This is a genomic window from Streptomyces sp. NPDC002499 (genome assembly GCF_053595415.1).
The window spans coordinates 237967-258848 of sequence record NZ_JBSFXO010000015.1 but is presented as its reverse complement, the minus strand read 5'-3'; the positions used below and the strand labels follow the sequence as shown (position 1 = coordinate 258848).

Annotated in this window: 16 protein-coding genes; 11 read left to right on the top strand and 5 right to left on the bottom strand. The window is 71.1% G+C overall.

Features of this window, described 5'->3' with window-relative positions:
• Positions 1-95: 95 nt before the first annotated feature.
• The 8 genes from pstA (at position 96) to ACWD5F_RS38090 (ending at position 11177) form a co-directional block, all read left to right on the top strand.
• Positions 96-1400 carry a phosphate ABC transporter permease PstA gene (gene pstA, locus ACWD5F_RS38125; protein WP_451260864.1) on the top strand — a complete coding sequence of 435 codons (1305 nt, stop codon included), beginning with the start codon at positions 96-98 and terminating at the stop codon, positions 1398-1400.
• A complete protein-coding gene (gene pstS / locus ACWD5F_RS38120) occupies positions 1397-3094 on the top strand; it encodes a phosphate ABC transporter substrate-binding protein PstS (protein WP_451260863.1) in 1698 nt (565 codons plus the stop codon). The genes pstA and pstS overlap by 4 nt, the downstream gene beginning before the upstream one ends.
• On the top strand, positions 3094-5550 hold the full coding sequence (locus ACWD5F_RS38115) for a hypothetical protein (protein WP_451260862.1): 2457 nt from the start codon (positions 3094-3096) through the stop codon (positions 5548-5550). The genes pstS and ACWD5F_RS38115 overlap by 1 nt, the downstream gene beginning before the upstream one ends.
• Positions 5551-5797: 247 nt before the next feature.
• Entirely contained in the window at positions 5798-6772 is a 975-nt protein-coding gene (locus ACWD5F_RS38110; protein WP_451260861.1) for a hypothetical protein, read from the top strand.
• Positions 6773-6870: 98 nt separating this feature from the next.
• Positions 6871-8529: a hypothetical protein gene (locus ACWD5F_RS38105; protein ID WP_451260860.1), complete on the top strand. Its 1659-nt coding sequence runs from the start codon at positions 6871-6873 to the stop codon at positions 8527-8529.
• Between the two features lie 87 nt (positions 8530-8616).
• Positions 8617-9555, top strand: coding sequence for a sortase (locus tag ACWD5F_RS38100; RefSeq protein WP_451260859.1), 939 nt, complete (start codon positions 8617-8619; stop codon positions 9553-9555).
• 36 nt (positions 9556-9591) lie between these two features.
• Positions 9592-10458: a phosphate ABC transporter ATP-binding protein gene (locus ACWD5F_RS38095; protein ID WP_451260858.1), complete on the top strand. Its 867-nt coding sequence runs from the start codon at positions 9592-9594 to the stop codon at positions 10456-10458.
• Complete coding sequence (locus tag ACWD5F_RS38090; protein ID WP_451260857.1) at positions 10455-11177, top strand: hypothetical protein; 723 nt, start codon at positions 10455-10457, stop codon at positions 11175-11177. Before ACWD5F_RS38095 ends, ACWD5F_RS38090 begins: the two co-directional genes overlap by 4 nt.
• Positions 11178-11215: 38 nt before the next feature.
• Here the strand turns inward: ACWD5F_RS38090 and ACWD5F_RS38085 are convergent, their stop codons facing one another.
• Positions 11216-12391: a glycosyltransferase family 39 protein gene (locus ACWD5F_RS38085; RefSeq protein WP_451260856.1), complete on the bottom strand. Its 1176-nt coding sequence runs from the start codon at positions 12389-12391 to the stop codon at positions 11216-11218.
• Between the two features lie 351 nt (positions 12392-12742).
• On the opposite strand from ACWD5F_RS38085, the gene ACWD5F_RS38080 reads away from it, so the two are divergent.
• Positions 12743-14311, top strand: a complete 1569-nt coding sequence (locus ACWD5F_RS38080; protein WP_451260954.1) for a purple acid phosphatase family protein — start codon at positions 12743-12745, stop codon at positions 14309-14311.
• Between the two features lie 28 nt (positions 14312-14339).
• Here ACWD5F_RS38080 and ACWD5F_RS38075 read toward each other — a convergent pair whose 3' ends face one another.
• The 3 genes from ACWD5F_RS38075 to ACWD5F_RS38065 form a co-directional block, all read right to left on the bottom strand.
• The gene (locus ACWD5F_RS38075; RefSeq protein WP_451260855.1) at positions 14340-15971 is read right to left on the bottom strand and encodes a phospho-sugar mutase; all 1632 of its coding nucleotides are present in this window, start codon (positions 15969-15971) and stop codon (positions 14340-14342) included.
• A gap of 121 nt (positions 15972-16092) precedes the next feature.
• Entirely contained in the window at positions 16093-16917 is an 825-nt protein-coding gene (locus ACWD5F_RS38070; protein ID WP_401713677.1) for a purine-nucleoside phosphorylase, read from the bottom strand.
• 149 nt (positions 16918-17066) lie between these two features.
• Positions 17067-17504 (bottom strand): gamma-glutamylcyclotransferase, encoded by a 438-nt coding sequence (locus ACWD5F_RS38065; RefSeq protein WP_123998112.1) that lies wholly within the window; start codon positions 17502-17504, stop codon positions 17067-17069.
• Positions 17505-17599: 95 nt separating this feature from the next.
• Between ACWD5F_RS38065 and ACWD5F_RS38060 the strand changes: the two genes are divergently transcribed.
• Positions 17600-19048, top strand: coding sequence for an NAD(P)H-quinone dehydrogenase (locus ACWD5F_RS38060; protein WP_451260854.1), 1449 nt, complete (start codon positions 17600-17602; stop codon positions 19046-19048).
• A gap of 166 nt (positions 19049-19214) precedes the next feature.
• A complete protein-coding gene (locus ACWD5F_RS38055) occupies positions 19215-20171 on the top strand; it encodes a DeoR/GlpR family DNA-binding transcription regulator (protein WP_451260853.1) in 957 nt (318 codons plus the stop codon).
• An 82-nt stretch (positions 20172-20253) separates the two neighbouring features.
• On the opposite strand, the gene ACWD5F_RS38050 is transcribed toward ACWD5F_RS38055, so the two are convergent.
• Entirely contained in the window at positions 20254-20826 is a 573-nt protein-coding gene (locus ACWD5F_RS38050; RefSeq protein WP_451260852.1) for a TetR/AcrR family transcriptional regulator, read from the bottom strand.
• Positions 20827-20882: the final 56 nt, after the last annotated feature.

Below are 20882 nucleotides of genomic sequence, written 5' to 3'. Positions count from 1 at the left end.
CCGGCCCGCGGCTCGACCGACGCCCTTGTCCCGACCTCCTCGCGGCCGACTCCCCGCCGCCCGCGGCCTCTTGCGCCAGACAGGAATGAGCGACCATGACCGTTGCCCCTGAAGCGCCCGGCGCGCGTCAGGCGACCGGCCGCCCGCGCACCGCACTGCCGGGCCCGGCCCGCGCCGTCGCGCCCGGCGGTGAGCGCCGGCGGGCCCTGACGCAGCTGCGCGCCACCGACGTGTACGCAATGGTGGGCGCCGCCGCCTCGGCGCTCTCGCTGACCTGGCTGCTGTTCGCCCGGCTGCTGCCCTTCAACGGCGCGGTCGGCTTCGTGGTGCTGGCGTACGGCTTCTTCCTGCTGATCTACGCCCTGTTGGTCTCCTTCGACGAGGACGGGCCCGCGATCGTCGACCGGATCGCGGCGGCGGTCGTGCGGTCGATGGGCGTGCTGATGGTGGTGATCCTCGCGTTCGTCGTGTTCTACGCGCTCGTCGAGGGCCGGCAGGCCCTGGTGCACCTGAACTTCTTCACCCAGGACATGGAGTTGGCAGGCCCGCTGGAGCCGCTGAGTGTGGGCGGGGCGCTGCACGCGGCGGCCGGCACGCTGATCATGATCGTGATCGCGCTGGTGATCACCGTGCCGGCCGGCCTGGTCTGCGCGGTGTTCCTCACCGAAGTGCCCGGCCCCTACGCGCGGTTCGTGCGCACCATCGTCGAGGCGATGACCGCGCTGCCCTCGATCGTCGCCGGTCTGTTCATCTACGCAACCGTGATCCTGGGCCTCGGCCTGGACCAGTCCGGCTTCGCCGCCTCGCTCGCCCTGTCGGTGATGATGCTGCCGATCATCATCAGGGCCGCGGACGTGGTCATCCGGCTGGTGCCCGGCACGCTGCGCGAGGCCAGTTACGCGATGGGCACGAGCCGTTGGCGCACGGTGTGGCACGTGGTGCTGCCGACCTGCCGTTCCGGGCTGACCACCTCGGTGATCCTCGGCACCGCGCGCGGCATCGGCGAGACCTCGCCCGTGCTGCTGACCGCGGGCTTCACCTCCGAGCTCAACCTCGACCCGCTGCACGGCCCGATGGTCTCCCTGCCGCTGGCCACCTTCGAGTTCGTCAAGTCGCCCGAGCCGACGATGATCTCGCGCGGCTTCGGTACGGCGGCCCTGCTGATGGCGCTGGTGCTGCTGCTGTTCATCGCCGCCCGGATCGTCGGCGGGCGCGGCCCCGGCCGGTTGACCCGCCGTCAGGAACACCGACGCGTGCTCGCCTCCCGACGCGACGCGCGTCGGTTCATCGAGCGTGGGGCGGCGCCAGATGCCGTGCCGCACGCCAAGCTCCCCGACCCGCCTGCCGATTCCCCCGTCCCGCACCCCGACGTCCGTACCGAAAACGGGAGTTCCTCGTGAGACCCGCCACTCGTTTCCGTCTGGCGGCCACCGTGCTGTCACTGCTGTGCGCCCTGCTCGCCGTCCAGCCGCAATCGGCCACGGCGGCCTCCTACGCGAAGATCACCGGCTCCGGTTCGACCTGGAGCTCCAACGCCGTCCAGCAGTGGGTGCGCAACGTCAAGGCCAACTACGGCATGACGGTCAACTTCACCGCCAACGGCTCCTCGCAGGGCCGTGAGCAGTTCAAGAACAACACCGTCGACTTCGCGGTCTCCGAGATCCCCTACGGCCTCAAGGAACAGGGCGTCTCGGACACGCCCCCGCGGCGCGGCTACGCCTACATGCCGATCGTGGCCGGCGGTACGGCGTTCATGTACAACCTCAAGATCAACGGCAAGATGGTCACCAACCTGCGCCTGTCCGGCGATGTGGTCACCAAGATCTTCACCGGGAGGATCACCCGCTGGAACGACCCCGCGATCGCCGCCGACAACCCGGGTCTGACCATGCCGGCCCGCGCGATCGTGCCGGTCGTCCGCTCCGACGGCTCCGGCACCAGCGCCCAGTTCACCACCTGGATGTCCAAGCAGTACCCGGCCCTGTGGAGCGACTACTGCTCCCGCACCGGACGCGGCAGCGGCAACTGCGGCATGACCTCCAACTACCCGCTGCTCAGCGGCTCCGCGATGATCTCCAAGTCCGGCTCGCTGGGCGTCTCGGGCCATGTGCGCCAGCCCTCGGGCGAGGGCGCGATCACCTACGTCGAGTACTCCTACGCCAAGAACACCGGCTTCCCGGTGGCCAAGGTGCTCAACAAGAACGGCTATTACGTCGAGCCGACCGCGGCGAGCGTCGCGGTGGCGCTGACCAAGGCCGAGATCAACGAGAACAAGCAGTCCGTGAACTACCTGACGCAGATCCTCGACAAGGTCTACGCCAACCCGGACGCCCGCACCTACCCGCTCTCCAGCTACAGCTACATGATCCTGCCGACGAAGGCGGAGGCGGGCTTCACCGACGCCAAGGGCAACTCGCTCGGCACGTTCGCCCGTTACTTCCTGTGCGACGGCCAGCAGCAGGCGGACGACCTCGGGTACTCGCCGCTGCCGAAGAACCTCGTACTGGCGGGCTTCAACCAGATCCGCAAGGTGCCGGGAGCACCCACGGGCAGCATCAACATCAACAGCTGCCGCAACCCCACCTTCTCGGGCGGCGTCAACACCCTGATCAAGAACGCCCCTTACCCCAAGTCCTGCGACAAGAAGGGGTCGACGCAGTGCACCACCGGCACCGCGGGCGCCGCGGACACCGACACCCCCGTGAAGCCGGGCGCGCAGGGCGGTAGCGGCTCGGGCGGCTCCGGATCCGCCAACGGCGGTTCCTCCTCCGGCGGTTCGTCGGCCACCGGCGGCACCGGAGGCAGCGACACCAACGGCGACGGAAAGCCCGACAGCACCGCGAGCGCCACGGCCGGCGGCACCTCGGGAGGCACCGTCGACCCCGACACCGGCGAGGTGGTCAGCGGCGACGGCACCGGCACCGGCGACACCTCCGTCGTCGCCAACCCCGTCGGTCTCGCCACCGACAGCGCCGGCGGGATGCGCGGCGCCCTGATGGCCCTGTCGGCGGTCCTGCTCGTCCTGGTGGTCGTCGGACCACCGCTCACCGCACGGGCGCTGGCGGCACGGTCGCGCCGCAAGAGGGAGTTCTGATGAGACGGCTGACCCTACGGACGCCGGCCGGCCGGCGCCGGGTGACCGCGGGGGTGGGCTGCCTGCTGTCCGCCCTGGTGCTGGCGGTGCTGCCACTGTCTCCGGGCACGGACCGGGCGCAGGCGGCGACGGGCGAGAGCTCGGCGGTGACCAAGAGCGGGACGAAGGGCGCGTACGACGACTTCTCGAAGCTCGAGGTCACGGTGCATCAGACCGAGGACCTGACCGGGCAGGCCGTCCGGGTGACCTGGGCGGGCGGGGAGCCGTCCGAGAACGGGTACTCGAACTTCCTGTCGGTCATGCAGTGCTGGGGGGACGAGGCGTCCGGGCCGGACCGCAGCCAGTGTGAGTACGGGCTGGCGTCGGGTGCGCAGGCGGGAGACGGCCGGTTCGTGTACCAGGCCGGTTCCGGGATCGGTGACCCGCTGGACGCCGAGTCCTCGACCCCGGTCAACAGGAACGGCACCCACTACGTACCGTTCCGGCCGGTCGAGGGGCAGGGGGATGCCACCACGGACGGTACGGACACCACGTACTTCACCGACGGTGACACCAACGGCGTCGCGTTCCTGCCGAACGACGGGGACGGCGGCGGCGATGTGGCGTTCGAGGTGAAGTCGGCCGTGGAACAGCCGGCCCTGGGCTGCGGCGCCCGCACCACGTCGGCGGGCAGGGTCCAGCCGTGCTGGCTGGTGGTGGTGCCCCGCGGCACCCACGATCCCGACGGGCAGGCGCACAACTCGGGCAACCAGGTGGCGTCCTCGCTCAGTCGGACGCTCTGGGACCAGCGCATCGCCTTCCGGCTCGGCTTCGCGCCGGTCACGGACAACTGCGACCCGGACAAGCCCGAGCGCGGGATCATGGGTTCCGAACTGGCCACCGACGCCATCACCTCGTGGCAGAGCGCGCTGTGCAGGACGGGAACGTACCGGTTCACCTACACCCAGTCCGGTGAGCAGCAGGCCCGCGACGCCGTGACCTCGGGCGACTCGGTGGCGGGACTCGCCATGACGGTGGATCCCGTCGAGCCGGTCGACGGCACGGCCCCGGTGGTGCAGGCGCCGGTCGCGGTCACGGGGCTGACGGTCGGCTTCGTCTGGATGTACGACAGCGGCGGCACCCAGACGCTGCCGCTGGGCGAACTCAAGCTCAACCAGCGGCTGTTGGCCAAGGTGCTCACCCAGTCCTACCCCTACAGCCTGGTCCAGCCGACCGACGGCGTGCCCGAGTACCTCGCAGGCAATCCGGTGTCCCTCGTGAAGGACCCCGAATTCCTCGCGCTCAATCCCGACCTCGCGGGCCAGGCGGCCGCCAACACCCCCTTGGGTCTTGCCGTCACGCTGGACAACACCGACTCCGCCCGGCTGGTGTGGAAATACATTCTGGCGAACGGCGACGCGAGAGATTTCGTCGAGGGGAAAGCGGATCCCTGGGGGATGAAGATAAACCCCTCGTACAAGGACGGGGTGATCTCGGATTCCCTGGACTTCTTCCCCAAGACGGATCTCACGCCCAGAGCGGCCGACTGCGGGGTCGGCAACCCCACGATCCCGTACACCGGACAGGACGTGGTCCCCTACATGAACGACATGCACGACGGGGCGCTGAAGATACGTCGTGGTTCCATCGGCACCGCGTACAAGTGCGCGATCGGCCAGACCGGGGCGAAGCTGTCGCCGGAAGACCGTCCGATTCCCACGAAACAGCGCCAGTACGGCATCGTCGACAACGCGTCCGCGACCCGCTACCAACTGGGCGCCGCCGCCCTGCCTAACGCCGACGGCGAGTACGTCGAGCCGACCACCGACGCCCTGCTCAAGGCCGTCGCCCAGATGCCCGACTCGGACGTGGCCGGCGTCAAGACCTCCGCCCCCTCCCGGATGAAGGACGGCGCCTATCCGCTGACCGCCGTGGTCTACGCGGCCTCCTCCCTCGACCAGGCCAAGGACGCCCGCCAGGACTACGCCAAGGTGATCCGCTACGCGGCGGGCGACGGCCAGACCCAGGGCACGGTGAAGGGCCAACTGCCGTACGGCTACGCGCCCTTGCCCGCAGCCCTGCGGACGCGGGCCAAGCAGGTGGCTGCGCAGCTGGAGAAGGGCCTGCCCGACGCCGACGAGCCGTCCGGCGGCACCTCCGGAGGCGGCGGTGACCTGAGCGGCACCGGCAGCGGCGGCTCCTCCGGCGGCATCGACGGCGGCACCGGAACCGGCGGTTCGGCCGGCACATCGGGCGCCGCAGACCCGGGCGGTTCGGACACCGCCCCGCCCTCCACCGCCCCGTCGGAGACCGACCCGGCCAAACAGAACGTGGCACAGTCCGGCGGCTACACCCCGTCCGAGGTGCTCGGACTGATCCGCTGGGTGCTGCTCGGCGTCCTCGTCGCCGGCGGCGCGGCCGCCCTCGCGGGCCCGGTCGTGCTGCGCCTCTCGACCCGCCGGGCGAGCGGCCCCTGAGCAATTCATGACGTCCGGATTCCTCGGCACGTAATACGTCGCCGGGGAATTCGTACAGGACTCCTTGAATTCCCTTGGAGTCATTTAGGAAACGGACTCGTAACCTGATGACCGGCTGGATTTGGTGGTCGTGGGAACGGGTCTGCGGAATTGTTCTTCGTGGCCGGCCGACGGGTCGGCGGCGACAGAGATCCGGATTTTGCTTGTACGTCCTTCGCTCGATCCGTTTCCACGGAGGAGAACCTAAGTGAACGTCAAGTCCCGCCTGCGTATCGGTGCCGGTGTCGGAGCGGTCGCCCTGGGCCTCGGTGCCCTGGCCGCCCCCGCCTACGCGGACCCCAGCCCGGTCACCGACCACCGCCAGCTCGCCGGTGTCGGCTCCGACACGACCCAGGACGTGGTGAACGCCCTGGGCGACACGATCACGAACTCCGGCGGCAAGGTCATCGCCTCGTGGAACGCCACGGGTTCCAGCACGATCACGACCAAGGCGAGCGGCTGCACGATCACCCGCCCCGACGGCTCCGGCGCAGGCATCACCGCGCTGAACACCGCCGTCGACGGCGCCACCGGCTGTGTGGACTTCGCCCGTTCCTCGCGTGGTCCGAACAACACCACCACCACGGACCTGACCTTCATCCCGTACGCCAAGGACGCGGTGTCCTGGGTGAAGCAGGCCGGCAGCGCCGTGCCCGACGACCTGACGACCGCCCAGCTCAAGGGCATCTACGAGTGCACCATCACCTCGCTGAACGGTGTCGCGCTCACCCCGGTCCTGCCGCAGTCGGCCTCCGGCACCCGGGCCTTCTTCCTCAGCTCCATCGGCGTGACGACCCCGGGCTCCTGCGTCACGACGAACTCCTCCATCCAGGAGAACGACGGGTCGGCCGTGGACAGCGCGGGCGACATCTTCCCCTACTCCGTGGCCCAGTACACGGCCCAGGAGTCCTTCGTGGTGGACGACCGTCGCGGTGACGCGGTGCTCGGCTCCGTGAACGGCGTGGTCGCGCGCAACGACGACCTCTCGCTGAACCTGTCCTTCCCCTACCTGCGCAACGTCTACAACGTCGTGCCGACCGCCAAGCTGTCCGACTCGGTGATCGCCGACACCTTCGTGGGCACCGGCTCCAAGGTCTGCGCGAACACCTCCACCATCAGCCTCTACGGCTTCGGCACCCTCGGCAGCGACTGCGGCAGCACCACGCTCAAGGGCGAGAGCTGATCACCGTCTCGTAGCCACGCAACGGCCGGGCACCCGCGGGGTGTCCGGCCCTGTCGGCGTTTCCGTCCACGACCCAGACCCCGCGGGGGGACCACCACATGACTCACCGTCTCGCTCATCTCAGATCACCCGTAGCCCTGTTGACCTCCTGCGCGCTGCTGTTCGCCGCTCTGGCCGGGGTGCTCGCCTTCTCGGGGCGGGCCAGCGCGGCCACCGACCTCGGCAAGTTCACGGTCAGCCCCGCCGCGGGGAAGATCGCGGACATTCCGATGGTCACGTCCGTCACCACGAGCACGGGGTGCAACGCGACCACCGCGCAGACGATCGTGCTCCGGCTGGTCAGCCCGACCAACCCCAACTCGCTGCTGCCGCTGGCCCAGTCGTCGACGAAGACCGGCGTCGGCGCGGATCCGTTCACGGTCGCGCTCCAGGCCACCGCGGCCAAGCCGAGCCTTCAGTCGGCCCTGACGAGTGCGGGGGGCACGGCGCCCTACGACGGCACCTACACCGTCGCCCTGATGTGCGGCACCAGCACGACCGCCGACCGGTTCCTCGCCAAGATCCGTGTCGTGGGCGACAGTTGGACCCTCCTCGAGCAGCAGCCCACGACCCTCGCCCTGACCACGTCCGCCGGCGTGCCGGTGGGCGGCGACCTCAAGCTCACCGCGACGGTGACCCCGGCGGTGGCGGGCTCGGTGGAGTTCAGGACCGGCGACACCTCGCTCGGCACGGCCCCGGTCGCCGACGGCAAGGCCGAACTCACGGTCAAGGCACCCGCGGTCGGCGGCCCCCGTCCCTACGACGCCGTGTTCACGCCCACCGACGCCGACGCCTACTCCGGCTCGCAGGCCTCGGCCGGCGCGAACATCGGTTACGTCGTCTCCGCCAAGGACGCCGACGGCAAGACCCTCGACGCCAACCCCACCCTGTCCATCGGCCAGAAGGTCAAGGTCACCGTCCAGGGCTTCACCCCGGCGTCCACCGTGCACGTGAACCTCACCAACTCCACCGCGACCTACGAGGACGTGACCGCCAACGCCGACGGTGCCGTCGCGGACTACGCGTTCACCGTGCCGGACGCGCTGCCCAACGGCGCCCACACGCTCCAGCTCTCCGAGAAGACGGGCGTCTTCGCCTCCTTCGACCTGGTCAGCACCGACGAGACACCCTCCAGCCCCACCCCCACCGACAACCCCGACCTCTCGGTGACCGACGAGGACGGCAACGCCCTCGACACCGACCCGAACCTCGAAGCGGGCCAGAAGGTCAAGATCACCGCCCGTGGCTACACCGCGTCCGCCGCGGTCGAGGTGACCCTCGCCGACAGCGAGGAGACCTTCCTGGACGCCAAGGCGAACGCCGAAGGCACGGTCGAGAACTACGAGTTCACCGTCCCCGAGGACATCGAGGACGGCGACCACACGCTCACCCTCGCCGAGGACAAGGCCGACGGGCAGAGCCTCGACTTCGCGTTCACGACCGGCGACGACTCCAGCGAGTCCCCGGAGCCCAGCGCGTCCGACTCGGCGAGCGACGGCACGGACACCGGCGGCTCCGACAGCGGCGGTTCGGACACGGGCGGCACCTCGGGCGGTTCCGGCGGCACCGGCGGCGGTTCCATGGCGGCCACCGGCACCCAGATAGGCGCGATCGGCCTGGCCTCCCTCGCGTTCCTCTCCGCCGGCGGGGCGCTCGTCCTGCACATGCGCCGCAAGGGCCTGCTGTCCTTCGGCGGCGACACCCCGCAGCACCACTGACGGCCGGGCGGGGCCGGGGCGCACGCCGACGCGTCCCGGCCCCGCCGGTCCGCCGTATCCACCGTCCCCCCTCCAGGAGCGCACCCCGTGACCACGCTCGCTCTGCCGCCGGCCCATCCGGCGGCGCCCACCGGTCCGCCCGATCCGCCGCCGCCCGGAGGGCAGCCGCGGCCCCCCGCCCGCCCCGGGCTCGCACTCGCCGGGGCGGCCCTGTGCGTTCTCGCCGCTGTGCTCCTCGGGTTCGCCGCGAACCTCACCGTCGTCGGGCACCTCCAGCACGCCCGCGACCAGCAGACGGCCTACGACGAGCTGCGCCGCCAACTCGCCCTGGGCACCGCCCCGGTGGGCCAGCGCGACTACGAGGGCAAGCTGCTGAGGACGGGCGCGCCCGTGGCGCTGCTGCGGATCCCCGCGCTCGGCCTGCGCGAGGTGGTCGCCGAGGGCACCACCTCCGAGGTGCTGATGTCGGGCCCCGGCCACCGCCGCGACACCCCGCTGCCCGGCCAGGCCGGCACCGCCGTGATCATGGGCCGCCAGTGGGCGTACGGCAGCCCCTTCAACGACCTGCACCAGCTGCCTGTCGGCACCCGCGTCGAACTCACCACGGGCCAGGGCAAGTCGGTCTACGAGGTCACCGGCGTCCGCCGGGCCGGCGACGAGCTGCCCGCCCCGCTCACCGGCGGCCAGGGACGGCTCACCCTGATCACCGCGACCGGGGCGCCGTACACCCCCAGCGGTGTGCTCCGCGTCGACGCCGAGCTGGTCACGCCGGTGCAGCCCAACCCGCCGCGTGACCTCAGGTCCGGCTGGATCGCGGGCTCCGAACAGGCTCTGGGCACCGACCCCGGCGCCTGGCTCGGCGTCTTCCTGTGGACCCAGGGGCTGTTGATCGCCTCGCTGCTCGCGGTGTTCGCCTTCCGCGTCTGGGGCCGCTGGCAGACCTGGATCTGCGCGGGCCCGGTGCTCGTCGCGCTGGGCCTCGCCGACTCCCAGGCCATCACGGCCCTGCTGCCCAACCTGCTCTGAACCACCGGCTCCCGCACGGAAGTTGACGCCCACGCCATGTCGACCATCGACAACTCCGACCGCACCGACACGATCGTCCAGCCGCCCGTCGTGGACCCGCGAGGCACCGTCACCCTCGCCTCCGGAGGTCCCGCGACCCTGCGCGCCGACGCCGTCTCCGCCTGGTTCGGCGACCACAAGGTCCTCGACCGGGTCTCGCTGACCATGCCCGCCCGCGAGGTCACCGCCCTCATCGGCCCCTCCGGCTGCGGCAAGTCGACCTTCCTGCGCATCCTCAACCGCATGCACGAACTGATCGGCACGGCCGCGCTGGCCGGCCGCGTGCTGCTCGACGAGGAGGACATCTACGACCGCGGCCGCCGCATCACCCACGCCCGCCGCCAGATCGGCATGGTCTTCCAGAAACCCAATCCCTTCCCGGCCATGTCGATCTACGACAACGTCCTGGCCGGCCTCAAGCTCAACGCCATCAAGGCCACCCGCGAGGGCAAGGACGACCTGGTCGAGGAGTGCCTCACCAAGGCGGGCCTGTGGAAGGAGGTCAGGGACCGGCTCCGTCAGCCCGGCGGCGCCCTCTCCGGCGGTCAGCAGCAACGCCTGTGCATCGCCCGGTCGTTGGCGGTACGCCCGCGCGTGCTGCTGATGGACGAACCGTGCTCGGCGCTCGACCCGACCTCGACCCGGCGCATCGAGGAGACCATCGCCGAGCTCAGGTCGGAGGTCACCATCGTCATCGTCACCCACAACATGCAGCAGGCCGCCCGCGTCTCGGACAGCTGCGCCTTCTTCCTCGCCTCGCAGGGCACCCCGGGCGTGATCGTCGAGCACGGCGCCACCGACGCGATGTTCAACTCCCCGCAGGACCAGCGGACTTCGGACTACGTGAACGGACGGTTCGGGTGACCGGAAGGCACCGCACGGGACGGCGCCGCACGGTCAGGTCCCTCGCCGGCGCGGTCACGGCGGCCGTCCTGCTCGCCGGCTGCGGAACGGGGACGAGGACCACGCACACCGCCGACCGCGCACCGACGCCCGCGGTGCCGCCGACCTCGTCCGCGCCGACCGGCACCACTGGGCCGGCCGCCCCGACCGCACTCGCCCCGCCCGCCCGCCGCACCCCCCGGCCCTCCGCGACCGCCGACGGCCGGGTCCGCGGCCCGGACCTGTCCCGCCCGTCGCCACCGCCAAGTCCCGCCCGCGGCAAGGCCACCACCGCGGCGCCCACACCCTCCCCGCTCGCCACGACCGGCCGCCCGAAGGGCACCACCATCCGCATCGGCACCTGGTCCGCGGGAGTGATCAGAGGTGGCCAGGACGAGGTGGACGCCTGCGCGGAGGCCGTGCAGTGGACCGGCCCGCTGCTCGGCACCGAGGACGGCTACGAGCTGCGCACCGCCGTCATCGTCGGCCACGACTACTGCGGCTTCGACCGCTTCGCCACGCTCCCCGTCGGCAGCAGGGTCACGATCGACTCCCCGCGCGGCACCTGGACCTACCGGGTGTACGCCCACTACGTCACCCCGGGCCGCGGCGCCCCGGCCGCCGGGCTCTACTGGGGCGACCTCACCCTGCAGTCGTGCGTGGGCCCGGACACCGGGTTCAGTTACCTGATGCGGGACTGAACCCCGTCCGATGTCAGCCCGGCCCAACTCCCCATGAATCATGGCGCGCTCGGCCACACCAGTGCCATATAGGCCCCGCAGTACGCCGAGCCCAGCACCGCCGCCGTCAGGGCCAGCGCTCGGTACCGGCGTGACGCGCGGGCCAGATGCAGGGCGAGCGGCAGCAGCAACGGGAAGCCCGGCAGGAGGAAGCGGGCGCGCGGGAAGTAGACGCCCCCGCTGCACAGGACGATCACCAGCAGGACGCCGGTGAAGACCAGCAGCGGCAGCGGCTGGCGGTCCCACACCGACAGCCCGTACAGGACCACCGCCACGATCAGCGCGCAGGTCACCAGCACGAAGAACAACTCGGGCGTGGAGTCGTACATCAGGTACTCGCGCATCCGGCGCAGGGTCTGGACCCCGCCGTCCACCTCGTTGTGCCACAGCCGCTGTACGGCGAAGTAGCCGTCCCAGCGGCCCAGGCGCAGCCCCACCCAGCCGACGTACCCGCACCAGCCGAGCGGGGCCAGGACGGCGGCGGCCGACAGGCGCCGGTCGAAGGGGCGTCGGCGCAGCGCGAGCAGGGCCCAGACCGTGACCGCGGCGGCCACCGCGATGCCCGTCGGGCGGGTCAGGCCGGCCAGCGCGGCCAACACCCCGGCGAGCAGCGGCCGTTCGGTGAGCACCGCGTACAGCGCCCAGGCCGCGAACGCCGTGAACAGCGACTCCGTGTACCCCATCCACTGCACCAGGCCCACCGGCAGCGCGGCCCACAGCACGGTCAGCAGCACCCCGACCCGGCGCCCGTGCAGCCGGTCGCCCACCGCGAAGACACCCCAGGCGGCGAAGACCGAGGCGACCACGGCGATCCCCAGACCGGTGGAGGCGCGGGAGCCCGGGGTCAGGACCGCGAGGGCCTTCATCAGATACGGGTACAGCGGGAAGAAGGCCAGGTTGTTGGCGTCCCGCGCGGTGCCCAGGACGTGCGCGTACCCGTGGTCGGCGATGCCGAGATACCAGTCGGCGTCCCACTGGACCGCCAGGATCGGCCACACACCGTGGTGCTGACGGTGCGCCCAGAGGGTGAGGAACAGCAGGCCGGTGAGGCGGACACCGAGATAGGCCAGGAGGGCGGGGGCCGCGCGGCGCAGCACCGGCGGGGGAGCGGGCCTCGGGGAGCCGGCGGGGGCGGTGGTCGCCCGGGGTGTCGGCCGGGTGGCGGTCGAGGACACGGCGATGGCTCCAGGGCTGGTTCGGCGGTGCGTTCGCCGTCCACGGTTGCTGCCGCGCCTCGGCCTGGTGGGGAACCGGGGTCAATGGGCCGGGGTAAATCACCCGTTGGGGTGCGGCGGGCCTGTGCGAGGGCGTGGCGGGAGCCCCGCGCCGGCTCGGCGGTGTGTTCGCCGTCCGCCGTTGCCGTCGCGCCCCGGCCGGGCGTGGACCCCGGGTCAATGGGCATGGGTAAGTCACCCGATGGGGTGCTACGGACCCGTACATGGGCCAATGCAGAGGTTCAGTCCAGTCACCATTCACCGGCCGCTGCCAGCGTCACGCCCATGAACTCTCCGCTGCACACGCCCCGCATGGGCATCCCCGCCGAACTGGCCGACCGGCTGACCATGCCGGAGCGGCACGCGTACCTCCGCACCACCCTGTCCCGCCGCGGCCTGCTGCGCACGAGTGCGATCGCCGCGGCCACGGGGGCAGGACTGGCCGCCGCGGGCCCGGCCGGAGCCGCGAGCCCGGACCTGATCACTCGCCCGGCCACCGAGTCCGTCGACGGCGCGCTCGTGGCGCCGTTCGGACGGCACCTCGCCTACGGCGCCGACCCGCGCACCCAGATGCGGGTCTCCTGGCAGGTCCCGCTCCCCGTCCGCGACCCCTACCTGCGGATCGGCCTGAGCCCCCTCGACCTCGGCCACCGCGTCCACGCCGAGATCCGCGACCTGTTCACCCCGGCCGGCGTCGGCAAGAGCGCCGACATCGACCAGTACTACGTCCACGCGGCCCTGGACAACCTGCGCCCCGGCACCACCTACTACTACGGCGTCGGCCACGACGGCTTCGACCCCGCCCACCCCGGCGCCGCGCACACCGTCTACTCCTTCACCACCGCCCCCGCCGACTGCACCACCCGCCCCTTCACCTTCACGGCGTTCGGCGACCAGAACCCGAGCTACACCTCCATCGGCCTCAACGCCCTGGTCCAGGCCCAGAACCCGGCCTTCCACCTGCACGCCGGCGACATCTGCTACGCCGAGGAGACCGGCCACGGCCTGCCCGCCGACGCGAGCAGCTACGACGCCCGCCAGTGGGACCAGTTCCTCGCCCAGATCGAGCCGCTGTCCAGCCGCGTGCCGTGGATGGTCGCGTTCGGCAACCACGACATGGAGGCCTGGTACTCACCCAACGGCTACGGCGGCAACGAGGCCCGCTTCACCCTCCCCGCCAACGGCTTCGACCCGGCGGGCGCCCCCGGCGTGTACTCCTTCGTCCACGGAAACGTCGCCGTCGTCTCGGTCGACGCCAACGACGTCTCGTACGAGATCCCCGCCAACATCGGCTACACCCACGGCAAGCAGACCGCGTGGCTCGACAAGCGCCTGGGCCAGTTGCGCAGGACGCCGGGCATCGACTTCATCGTCGTCTTCCACCACCACTGCGCGTTCTCCACCACCACCTCGCACGCCTCCGAGGGCGGGGTGCGCGAGCAGTGGGTGCCGCTCTACGAGAAGCACCAGGTGGACCTGGTGGTCAACGGCCACAACCACATCTACGAGCGCACCGACCCGGTCGTCCAGGACAAGCCCGTGCGCGCCCTCCCCATCGGCGGCACGCACCAGCCCGCGCGCGGCGGTGTGGTCTACGTGACCGCGGGCGCGGGCGGCGAGAGCGTGTACGCCTTCCCCGTGGCCGACAGCTACGAGGGCCACGAGGACGAGGTCGGCCAGGTGCCGACGTACTACACCGGCGCGGGCGGCAAGGTCACCGAGAACGTCGACTGGTCGCGGGTCCGGTACACCGGCTACTCCTTCATCCGCGTCGACGTCACCCCCGCCCACCGCCACGGCACCTCGACCCTGACGGTACGGGCGCTGGCGGCGACGGGCGCGGAGGTGGACCGCTTCACGGTCGAGCGGAAGGTCAACTGAGCGGCCGTCGAGGGAGATTGACGGGTGGTCAGATACCGGCAGCCGCCGACAGATCCCGCTTGATCGCCGCCAGCAGGTCGGACGCCGTGGCCCGCGCCGCCGGAAGATCCGCGTGCGCGGCCACCGGCACGACGACCTCCAGGTAGCACTTCAGCTTCGGCTCGGTGCCGCTGGGGCGGACGATCACGCGGGCGCCCTCCAGCGTGTACCGCAGCCCGTCGGTGGGCGGCAGTTTGTCGGTACCGCGGTCGAGGTCCTCGGACCGGGTGACGGCGAGCCCCGCCAGCTCGGTCGGGGGCCGCTCCCGCAACCGCCCCATGGCGGCGGCGATCACGGACAGGTCCTCGACCCGCACCGCCAACTGGTCGGTGGCGTGCAGCCCGTGCTCGACGGCGAGATCGTCGAGCAGATCGAGCAAGGTCCGCCCCTGCTCCTTCAACTCCGAGGCCAGCTCGGTGACGAGGAGCGCGGCGGTGATGCCGTCCTTGTCGCGCACGCCGTCGGGGTCGACGCAGTAGCCGAGGGCCTCTTCATAGCCGTATCGCAGCCCGTCCACCCGGGCGATCCACTTGAAGCCGGTGAGGGTCTCCTCGTACGGCAGTCCGGCCTTCTCGGCGATCCGGCCGAGCAGCGACGACGACACGATCGACTCGGCGAAGGTGCCCTGGGCCCCGCGCCGCACGAGATGCGCGGCGAGCAGCGCGCCGACCTCGTCCCCGCGCAGCATCCGCCACTCACCGTTCTCCTTGACGGCGGCGGCGCAACGGTCGGCGTCAGGGTCGTTGGCGATGATCAGGTCGGGGTCGGTGGCCCGGGCCCGCGCGAAGGCGAGGTCCATGGCGCCGGGCTCCTCCGGGTTGGGGAAGGAGACGGTCGGGAAGTCCGGGTCGGGCTCGGCCTGTTCGGCGACGAGCACGGGCTCCGGGAACCCGGCCCGGGCGAAGGCGGCCATCAGCACGTCCTTGCCGACGCCGTGCATGGCGGTGTAGACGGTGCGGGCGCTGCGCGGCGAGCCGGCCGCGAGCACGGCGTCCGTGCGGGCGAGGTAAGCATCGAGAACGGAGTCGTCGAGGATCTCCCAGCCGCTGTCGGGCCGGGGTACGTCGGCCAGGCGCGCGACGGCGTCGATCTCGGCGGCGATCTCCGCGTCGGCGGGCGGCACGATCTGGGATCCGTCGCCGAGGTAGACCTTGTAGCCGTTGTCGCGGGGCGGGTTGTGGCTGGCGGTGACCTCGACACCGGCGACCGCGCCCAAGTGCCTTATGGCGTAGGCGAGTACGGGGGTGGGCAGCGGCCTCGGCAGCACGGCGGCCCGCAGCCCGGCGCCCGTCATCACGGCGGCGGTGTCCCGGGCGAAGTCGGCGGACTTGTGCCGGGCGTCGTACCCGACGACGACGAGCCCGCCCGTCTCGCCCTTCCCCTTGAGGTAGGCGGCGAGCCCGGCGGCGGCCCGAATGACGACGGCCCGGTTCATCCGCATGGGCCCGGCCCCGAGCTCCCCGCGCAGACCCGCGGTGCCGAACTGGAGGGTCCCGCTGAACCGCTCCCCGAGTTCACCGACATCCCCGGCCTCGATGAGCTTGGCCAGCTCATCACGGGTCTCCGGGTCCGGGTCCTCGCCGAGCCAGGCCTGGGCCCGGGCGATGAGATCGTCGTGCACGGTCGCTCAACCTCCGTGAATAAATCAGCGCCGGTCTGCTTCACCCAGCCCGTCCGGCGTTTGAGGACGAGGCCCCTTCAGGGCCGATGGGGGTCTGGGGGCACAGCCCCCGGCAACGCGCCTACAGCCGACCGAGCACCTGAGTGAGCAGAGACCCCATCCGAGTAGCAGAGTCCCGACCCGCCTGAAGAACCTCTTCGTGATTCAGCGGCTCGCCGGTCATCCCCGCGGCAAGGTTCGTCACCAGGGAGATACCCAGCACCTCAGCCCCCGCCTCACGCGCAGCAATCGCTTCGAGGACCGTCGACATCCCCACCAGATCCGCCCCGATCACCCGAGCCATCCGGATCTCCGCCGGAGTCTCGTAGTGCGGCCCGGGGAACTGCGCGTACACGCCCTCCTCCAGACTCGGGTCGATCTCCTTGCACAGCGCCCGAAGCCGAGGCGAGTACAGATCGGTGAGGTCGACGAAGTTCGCGCCGACGATCGGAGAGGTCGCCGTCAGATTGATGTGGTCGCTGATCAGCACCGGCTGCCCAGGCCGCATCCCCTCACGCAGACCGCCACAGCCGTTGGTGAGGACGATCGTCTTGCTGCCCGCGGCCACCGCGGTCCGCACACCGTGCGCGACGGCGGCGACGCCACGGCCCTCGTAGTAGTGGGTACGGCCCAGGAAGACCAGGGCCCGCTTCGCGCCGATCTGGTACGAGCGGATCGTGCCGCCGTGTCCCTCCACCGCCGGCGGCGGGAAGCCGGGCAGCTCGGTGACCTGGAACTCGGCGTCGGGTGTGCCGAGGGCGTCCACGGCCGGCGCCCAGCCCGAGCCCATCACGAGGGCGACGTCGTGGGTCTCGGCGCCGGTCAGTTCGCGCAGGCGCGAGGCGGCGGCGTCAGCGGCGGCATAGGGGTCGCCCTGGATGTCGTCCGGAAGAAGAGATGCGTTCACGCGATGAGGGTAGCCGGTATCGGCCTACGCGCGTAGATGACAGAGCTCACGGGATTGCGATCGTTGTCTTGTCGTTTCCAACGAGACCTGTGAGGAGCGAATGAGTGGGAAGCTCTCAGCAGAGCGCTCGCTCGGCCCCCTCACATGGTTCAGCAGGGCCGCTTGCGCAGTTCCATCACGTAGTCGTGCGGCGCCCCCGCCGACTCCGCCGCGTCGGCCAGCTCCCCGAGGTAACGGGCCGACGGCAGTCCACCCTCGTACCCGTTGAGGACGTACACCCACGAGGGCTCCTCGCCCTCCAGCGTGTGCACCCGCACCCGCATCCGGCGGTAGATGCCGAGGCCGACGCCCTCCCACCGGTCCATGGACTCCTCGTCCGGCGGCGCGATGTCGTACAGCGCGACGAAGACCTGGCAGAGCGGGTCCTCGACCAGCGTCGCGAGCGCGCCCTCCCAGCCCATGTGCTCGCCCCCGAAGGTCAGCCGCCACCCGTTCAGCCAGCCCGTGGCGCGCATGGGCGAGTGGGGAGCGCGGCGGGTCATCAGCCGCGCGTCGAGGTTGCCGGCGTACGCGGCGTAGAGCGACATGCGTCGAGGGTACGGCAGCCGACACACGCCCCTCTCCGGTCCCGCGAGCCCCTCGGGTCGCCCCGGGGCGGTGGCACCTTGAAGCGTGCGGGACAATGGGGTACGTGACTCGGATCGTGATCATCGGTGGCGGACCCGGCGGATACGAAGCTGCCCTGGTAGCGGCGCAGCTCGGCGCGGAGGTGACCGTCGTCGACTGCGACGGACTGGGCGGGGCGTCGGTGCTGACCGACTGCGTGCCGTCCAAGACCCTCATCGCCACGGCGGAGGTGATGACCACCTTCGACTCCTCGTACGAAGAGCTCGGCATCATCGTCGCCGACGACACCCCACCGCTGGAGCAGGCGGCCCGGGTGGTCGGCGTCGACCTCGGCAAGGTGAACCGGCGTGTGAAGCGGCTCGCCCTCGCCCAGTCGCACGACATCACCGCCTCCGTCACCCGGGCCGGCGCCCGGGTCATGCGCGGCCGGGGCCGCCTCGAGGGCATGCAGGCCCTGGACGGCTCCCGCAAGGTCGTGGTCAGCACCGCCGACGGCAGCGAGGAGACCCTGACCGCCGACGCCGTGCTCATCGCGACCGGCGGCCACCCGCGCGAGCTGGACGACGCCCTGCCCGACGGCGAGCGCATCCTCAACTGGACCCAGGTCTACGACCTCACCGAGCTGCCCGAGGAACTCATCGTGGTCGGCTCCGGCGTCACCGGCGCCGAGTTCGCCGGCGCCTACCAGGCCCTCGGCTCCAAGGTGACCCTCGTCTCCTCCCGCGACCGCGTGCTGCCGGGCGAGGACCCGGACGCCGCCGCCGTCCTGGAGGACGTCTTCCGGCGCCGGGGCATGAACGTCATGGCCCGCTCCCGCGCCGCCGCCGCCAAGCGGGTCGGCGACCGGGTCGAGGTCACCCTCGCCGACGGCCGCGTCATCACCGGCTCCCACTGCCTGATGGCCGTCGGCGCCATCCCCAACAGCGCGGGCCTCGGTCTGGAGGAGGCCGGCGTGCGGGTGCGCGAGTCGGGCCACATCTGGACCGACAAGGTCTCCCGCACGACCGCTCCGGGCGTGTACGCCGCCGGTGACGTGACCGGTATCTTCGCGCTCGCGTCCGTGGCCGCCATGCAGGGCCGGATCGCCATGTACCACTTCCTCGGCGACGCGGTGGCCCCCCTCAACCTCAAGACGGTCTCCTCGAACGTCTTCACCGACCCCGAGATCGCCACCGTCGGCTACAGCCAGGCCGACGTCGACTCCGGCAAGATCGACGCCCGCGCGGTGAAGCTGCCGCTGCTGCGCAATCCGCGCGCCAAGATGCAGGGCATCCGGGACGGCTTCGTGAAGCTGTTCTGCCGCCCCGGCACCGGAATCGTGGTCGGCGGTGTCGTGGTCTCCCCGCGCGCCTCGGAACTGATCCATCCGATCTCGATCGCCGTCGACAACAATCTGACGGTCGAACAGATCGCGAACGCGTTCACCGTCTATCCGTCCCTTTCGGGGTCGATCGCAGAGGTGGCCCGACAGCTTCACACCCGGAAGGCGACGGGCGAGGCCTGACCGCCGAAACCGACTCCCCGCTGGTCACGGGGAGTTGTCGAGCATGCGTACGGCATAGTCGGCGCGGGTAGGCCTTATACCACTTCCCGTGCTTGTGTGCGAACAACTTCTGCTATTCGGCGCAAACTGCTGAAAGCAGACGGTCGTCCGCGTTACTGTCAGTTTCGTGTTCGCTGCAGAACGTCGCCAATTGATCCTCGAAATGGTGCGAGCGAACGGGGCCGTGTCGCTCCGTGAACTCGCCCGCGTCGTCCAGACCTCCGAAGTGACCGTACGGCGGGACGTGCGCGCACTGGAGGCAGAAGGACTCCTCGACCGCCGGCATGGCGGTGCGGTACTGCCGGGCGGGTTCACGCGGGAGTCCGGCTTTCCGCAGAAATCACATCTCGCGACCGCCGAGAAGACGGCCATCGCCGATCTCGCCGCGGGCTTCGTCGAAGAGGGCGAAGCCATCGTGGTCGGGGCGGGTACCACCACGCAGGAACTGGCACGCAGGCTCGCCCGGGTGCCAGGACTGACCGTCGTCACCAACTCCCTTCTGGTGGCCCAGGCGTTGGCCCATGCCAACCGGGTCGAGGTCGTCATGACCGGCGGCACCCTGCGTGGCTCCAACTACGCCCTCGTGGGCAGCGGCGCCGAACAGTCCCTCCAAGGACTGCGGGTGTCCCGTGCCTTCCTCTCCGGGAGCGGGCTCACCGCCGAGCGCGGGCTCTCCACGTCCAACATGCTGTCGGCGTCCGTCGACCGGGCGTTGGTGCAGGCCGCGGCGGAGGTCGTCGTGCTCGCCGATCACACGAAGCTCGGTTCGGACACGATGTTCCAGACGGTGCCTACGGATGTGATCACGCGGTTGGTGACCGACGAGCCGCCGGCCCATGACGACCGGGCGGGGGCGGAGTTGCAGGCGCTGGCCGATCAGGGCGTGCAGATCGCTGTCGCCGGGGCGGGGGCGGGGGCCTCCGGCGGTGGGGCGGGGAGTGATGCCGGGCCCCCGCGGGGGGCTCGCCGGGATGTGGCTCTGCCGGGGCCTCGCCGGCAGGGAACGGGGCTTCGGGCGGCGAATCTTGGTGAGACTTCGCCGGGGGCTGAGCGGGCTCGCGTTGCTGATATGCGGCGGCGATAGGTCGTATTGCGGCCGCGGGTCGGTGGGGGCTTGTCGCGCAGTTCCCCGCGCCCCTAAAGACAAAAAACTGGGGCGTTGCAGGTCAGTCTCTTTTCAAGCCCCGTAGCGTCAGATCCAGCAAACGGTCTGCCAGGTCTGTGTCCGTTGGAGATTCCTCCGCTGCCAATGCGATGGCGTGCGTCAGTTGGAGGAGGTCTGTGATGGTGATGTCCTCGCGGACCTTGCCTGCTTGCTGAGCCCGCGTCAGGAGGGCTTTGCCCGCCTGCTGGATCGGGTCGCTGCAACGGGACAGGGCCGATGTGTGGTCCGTCGTCACGGACATCAGGGCTCTGGACAGGCCTCGGTACTCGACGGCGTGGGTGACGATCTCTCGTAGCCAGGTGACCAGGGCCGTGCAGGGTTCGGGGGAGTTCTCCAGATCCCGGGCGCGGAGCAGCAGGTCGTTCACCGCGTCCTCGAAGACCGCGCTCAACAACGCGTGGCGGTTGGGGAAGTGGCGGTACAGCGTGCCGATGCCCACGCCTGCCCGGCGGGCCACGTGTTCCAGGGACGCGTCCGTGCCCTGGGCGGCGAAGGTGGCGCGGGCCTCGGTGAGGAGTCGCTCGTAGTTACGGCGGGCGTCGGCGCGCAGGCCTGCCGGGGGGTTGGCCGTCATGGGACTCACCTGCCCTTGTGCGAAGGCGCCCGGCAGAGCGGCCGTTGCCGTCTGCC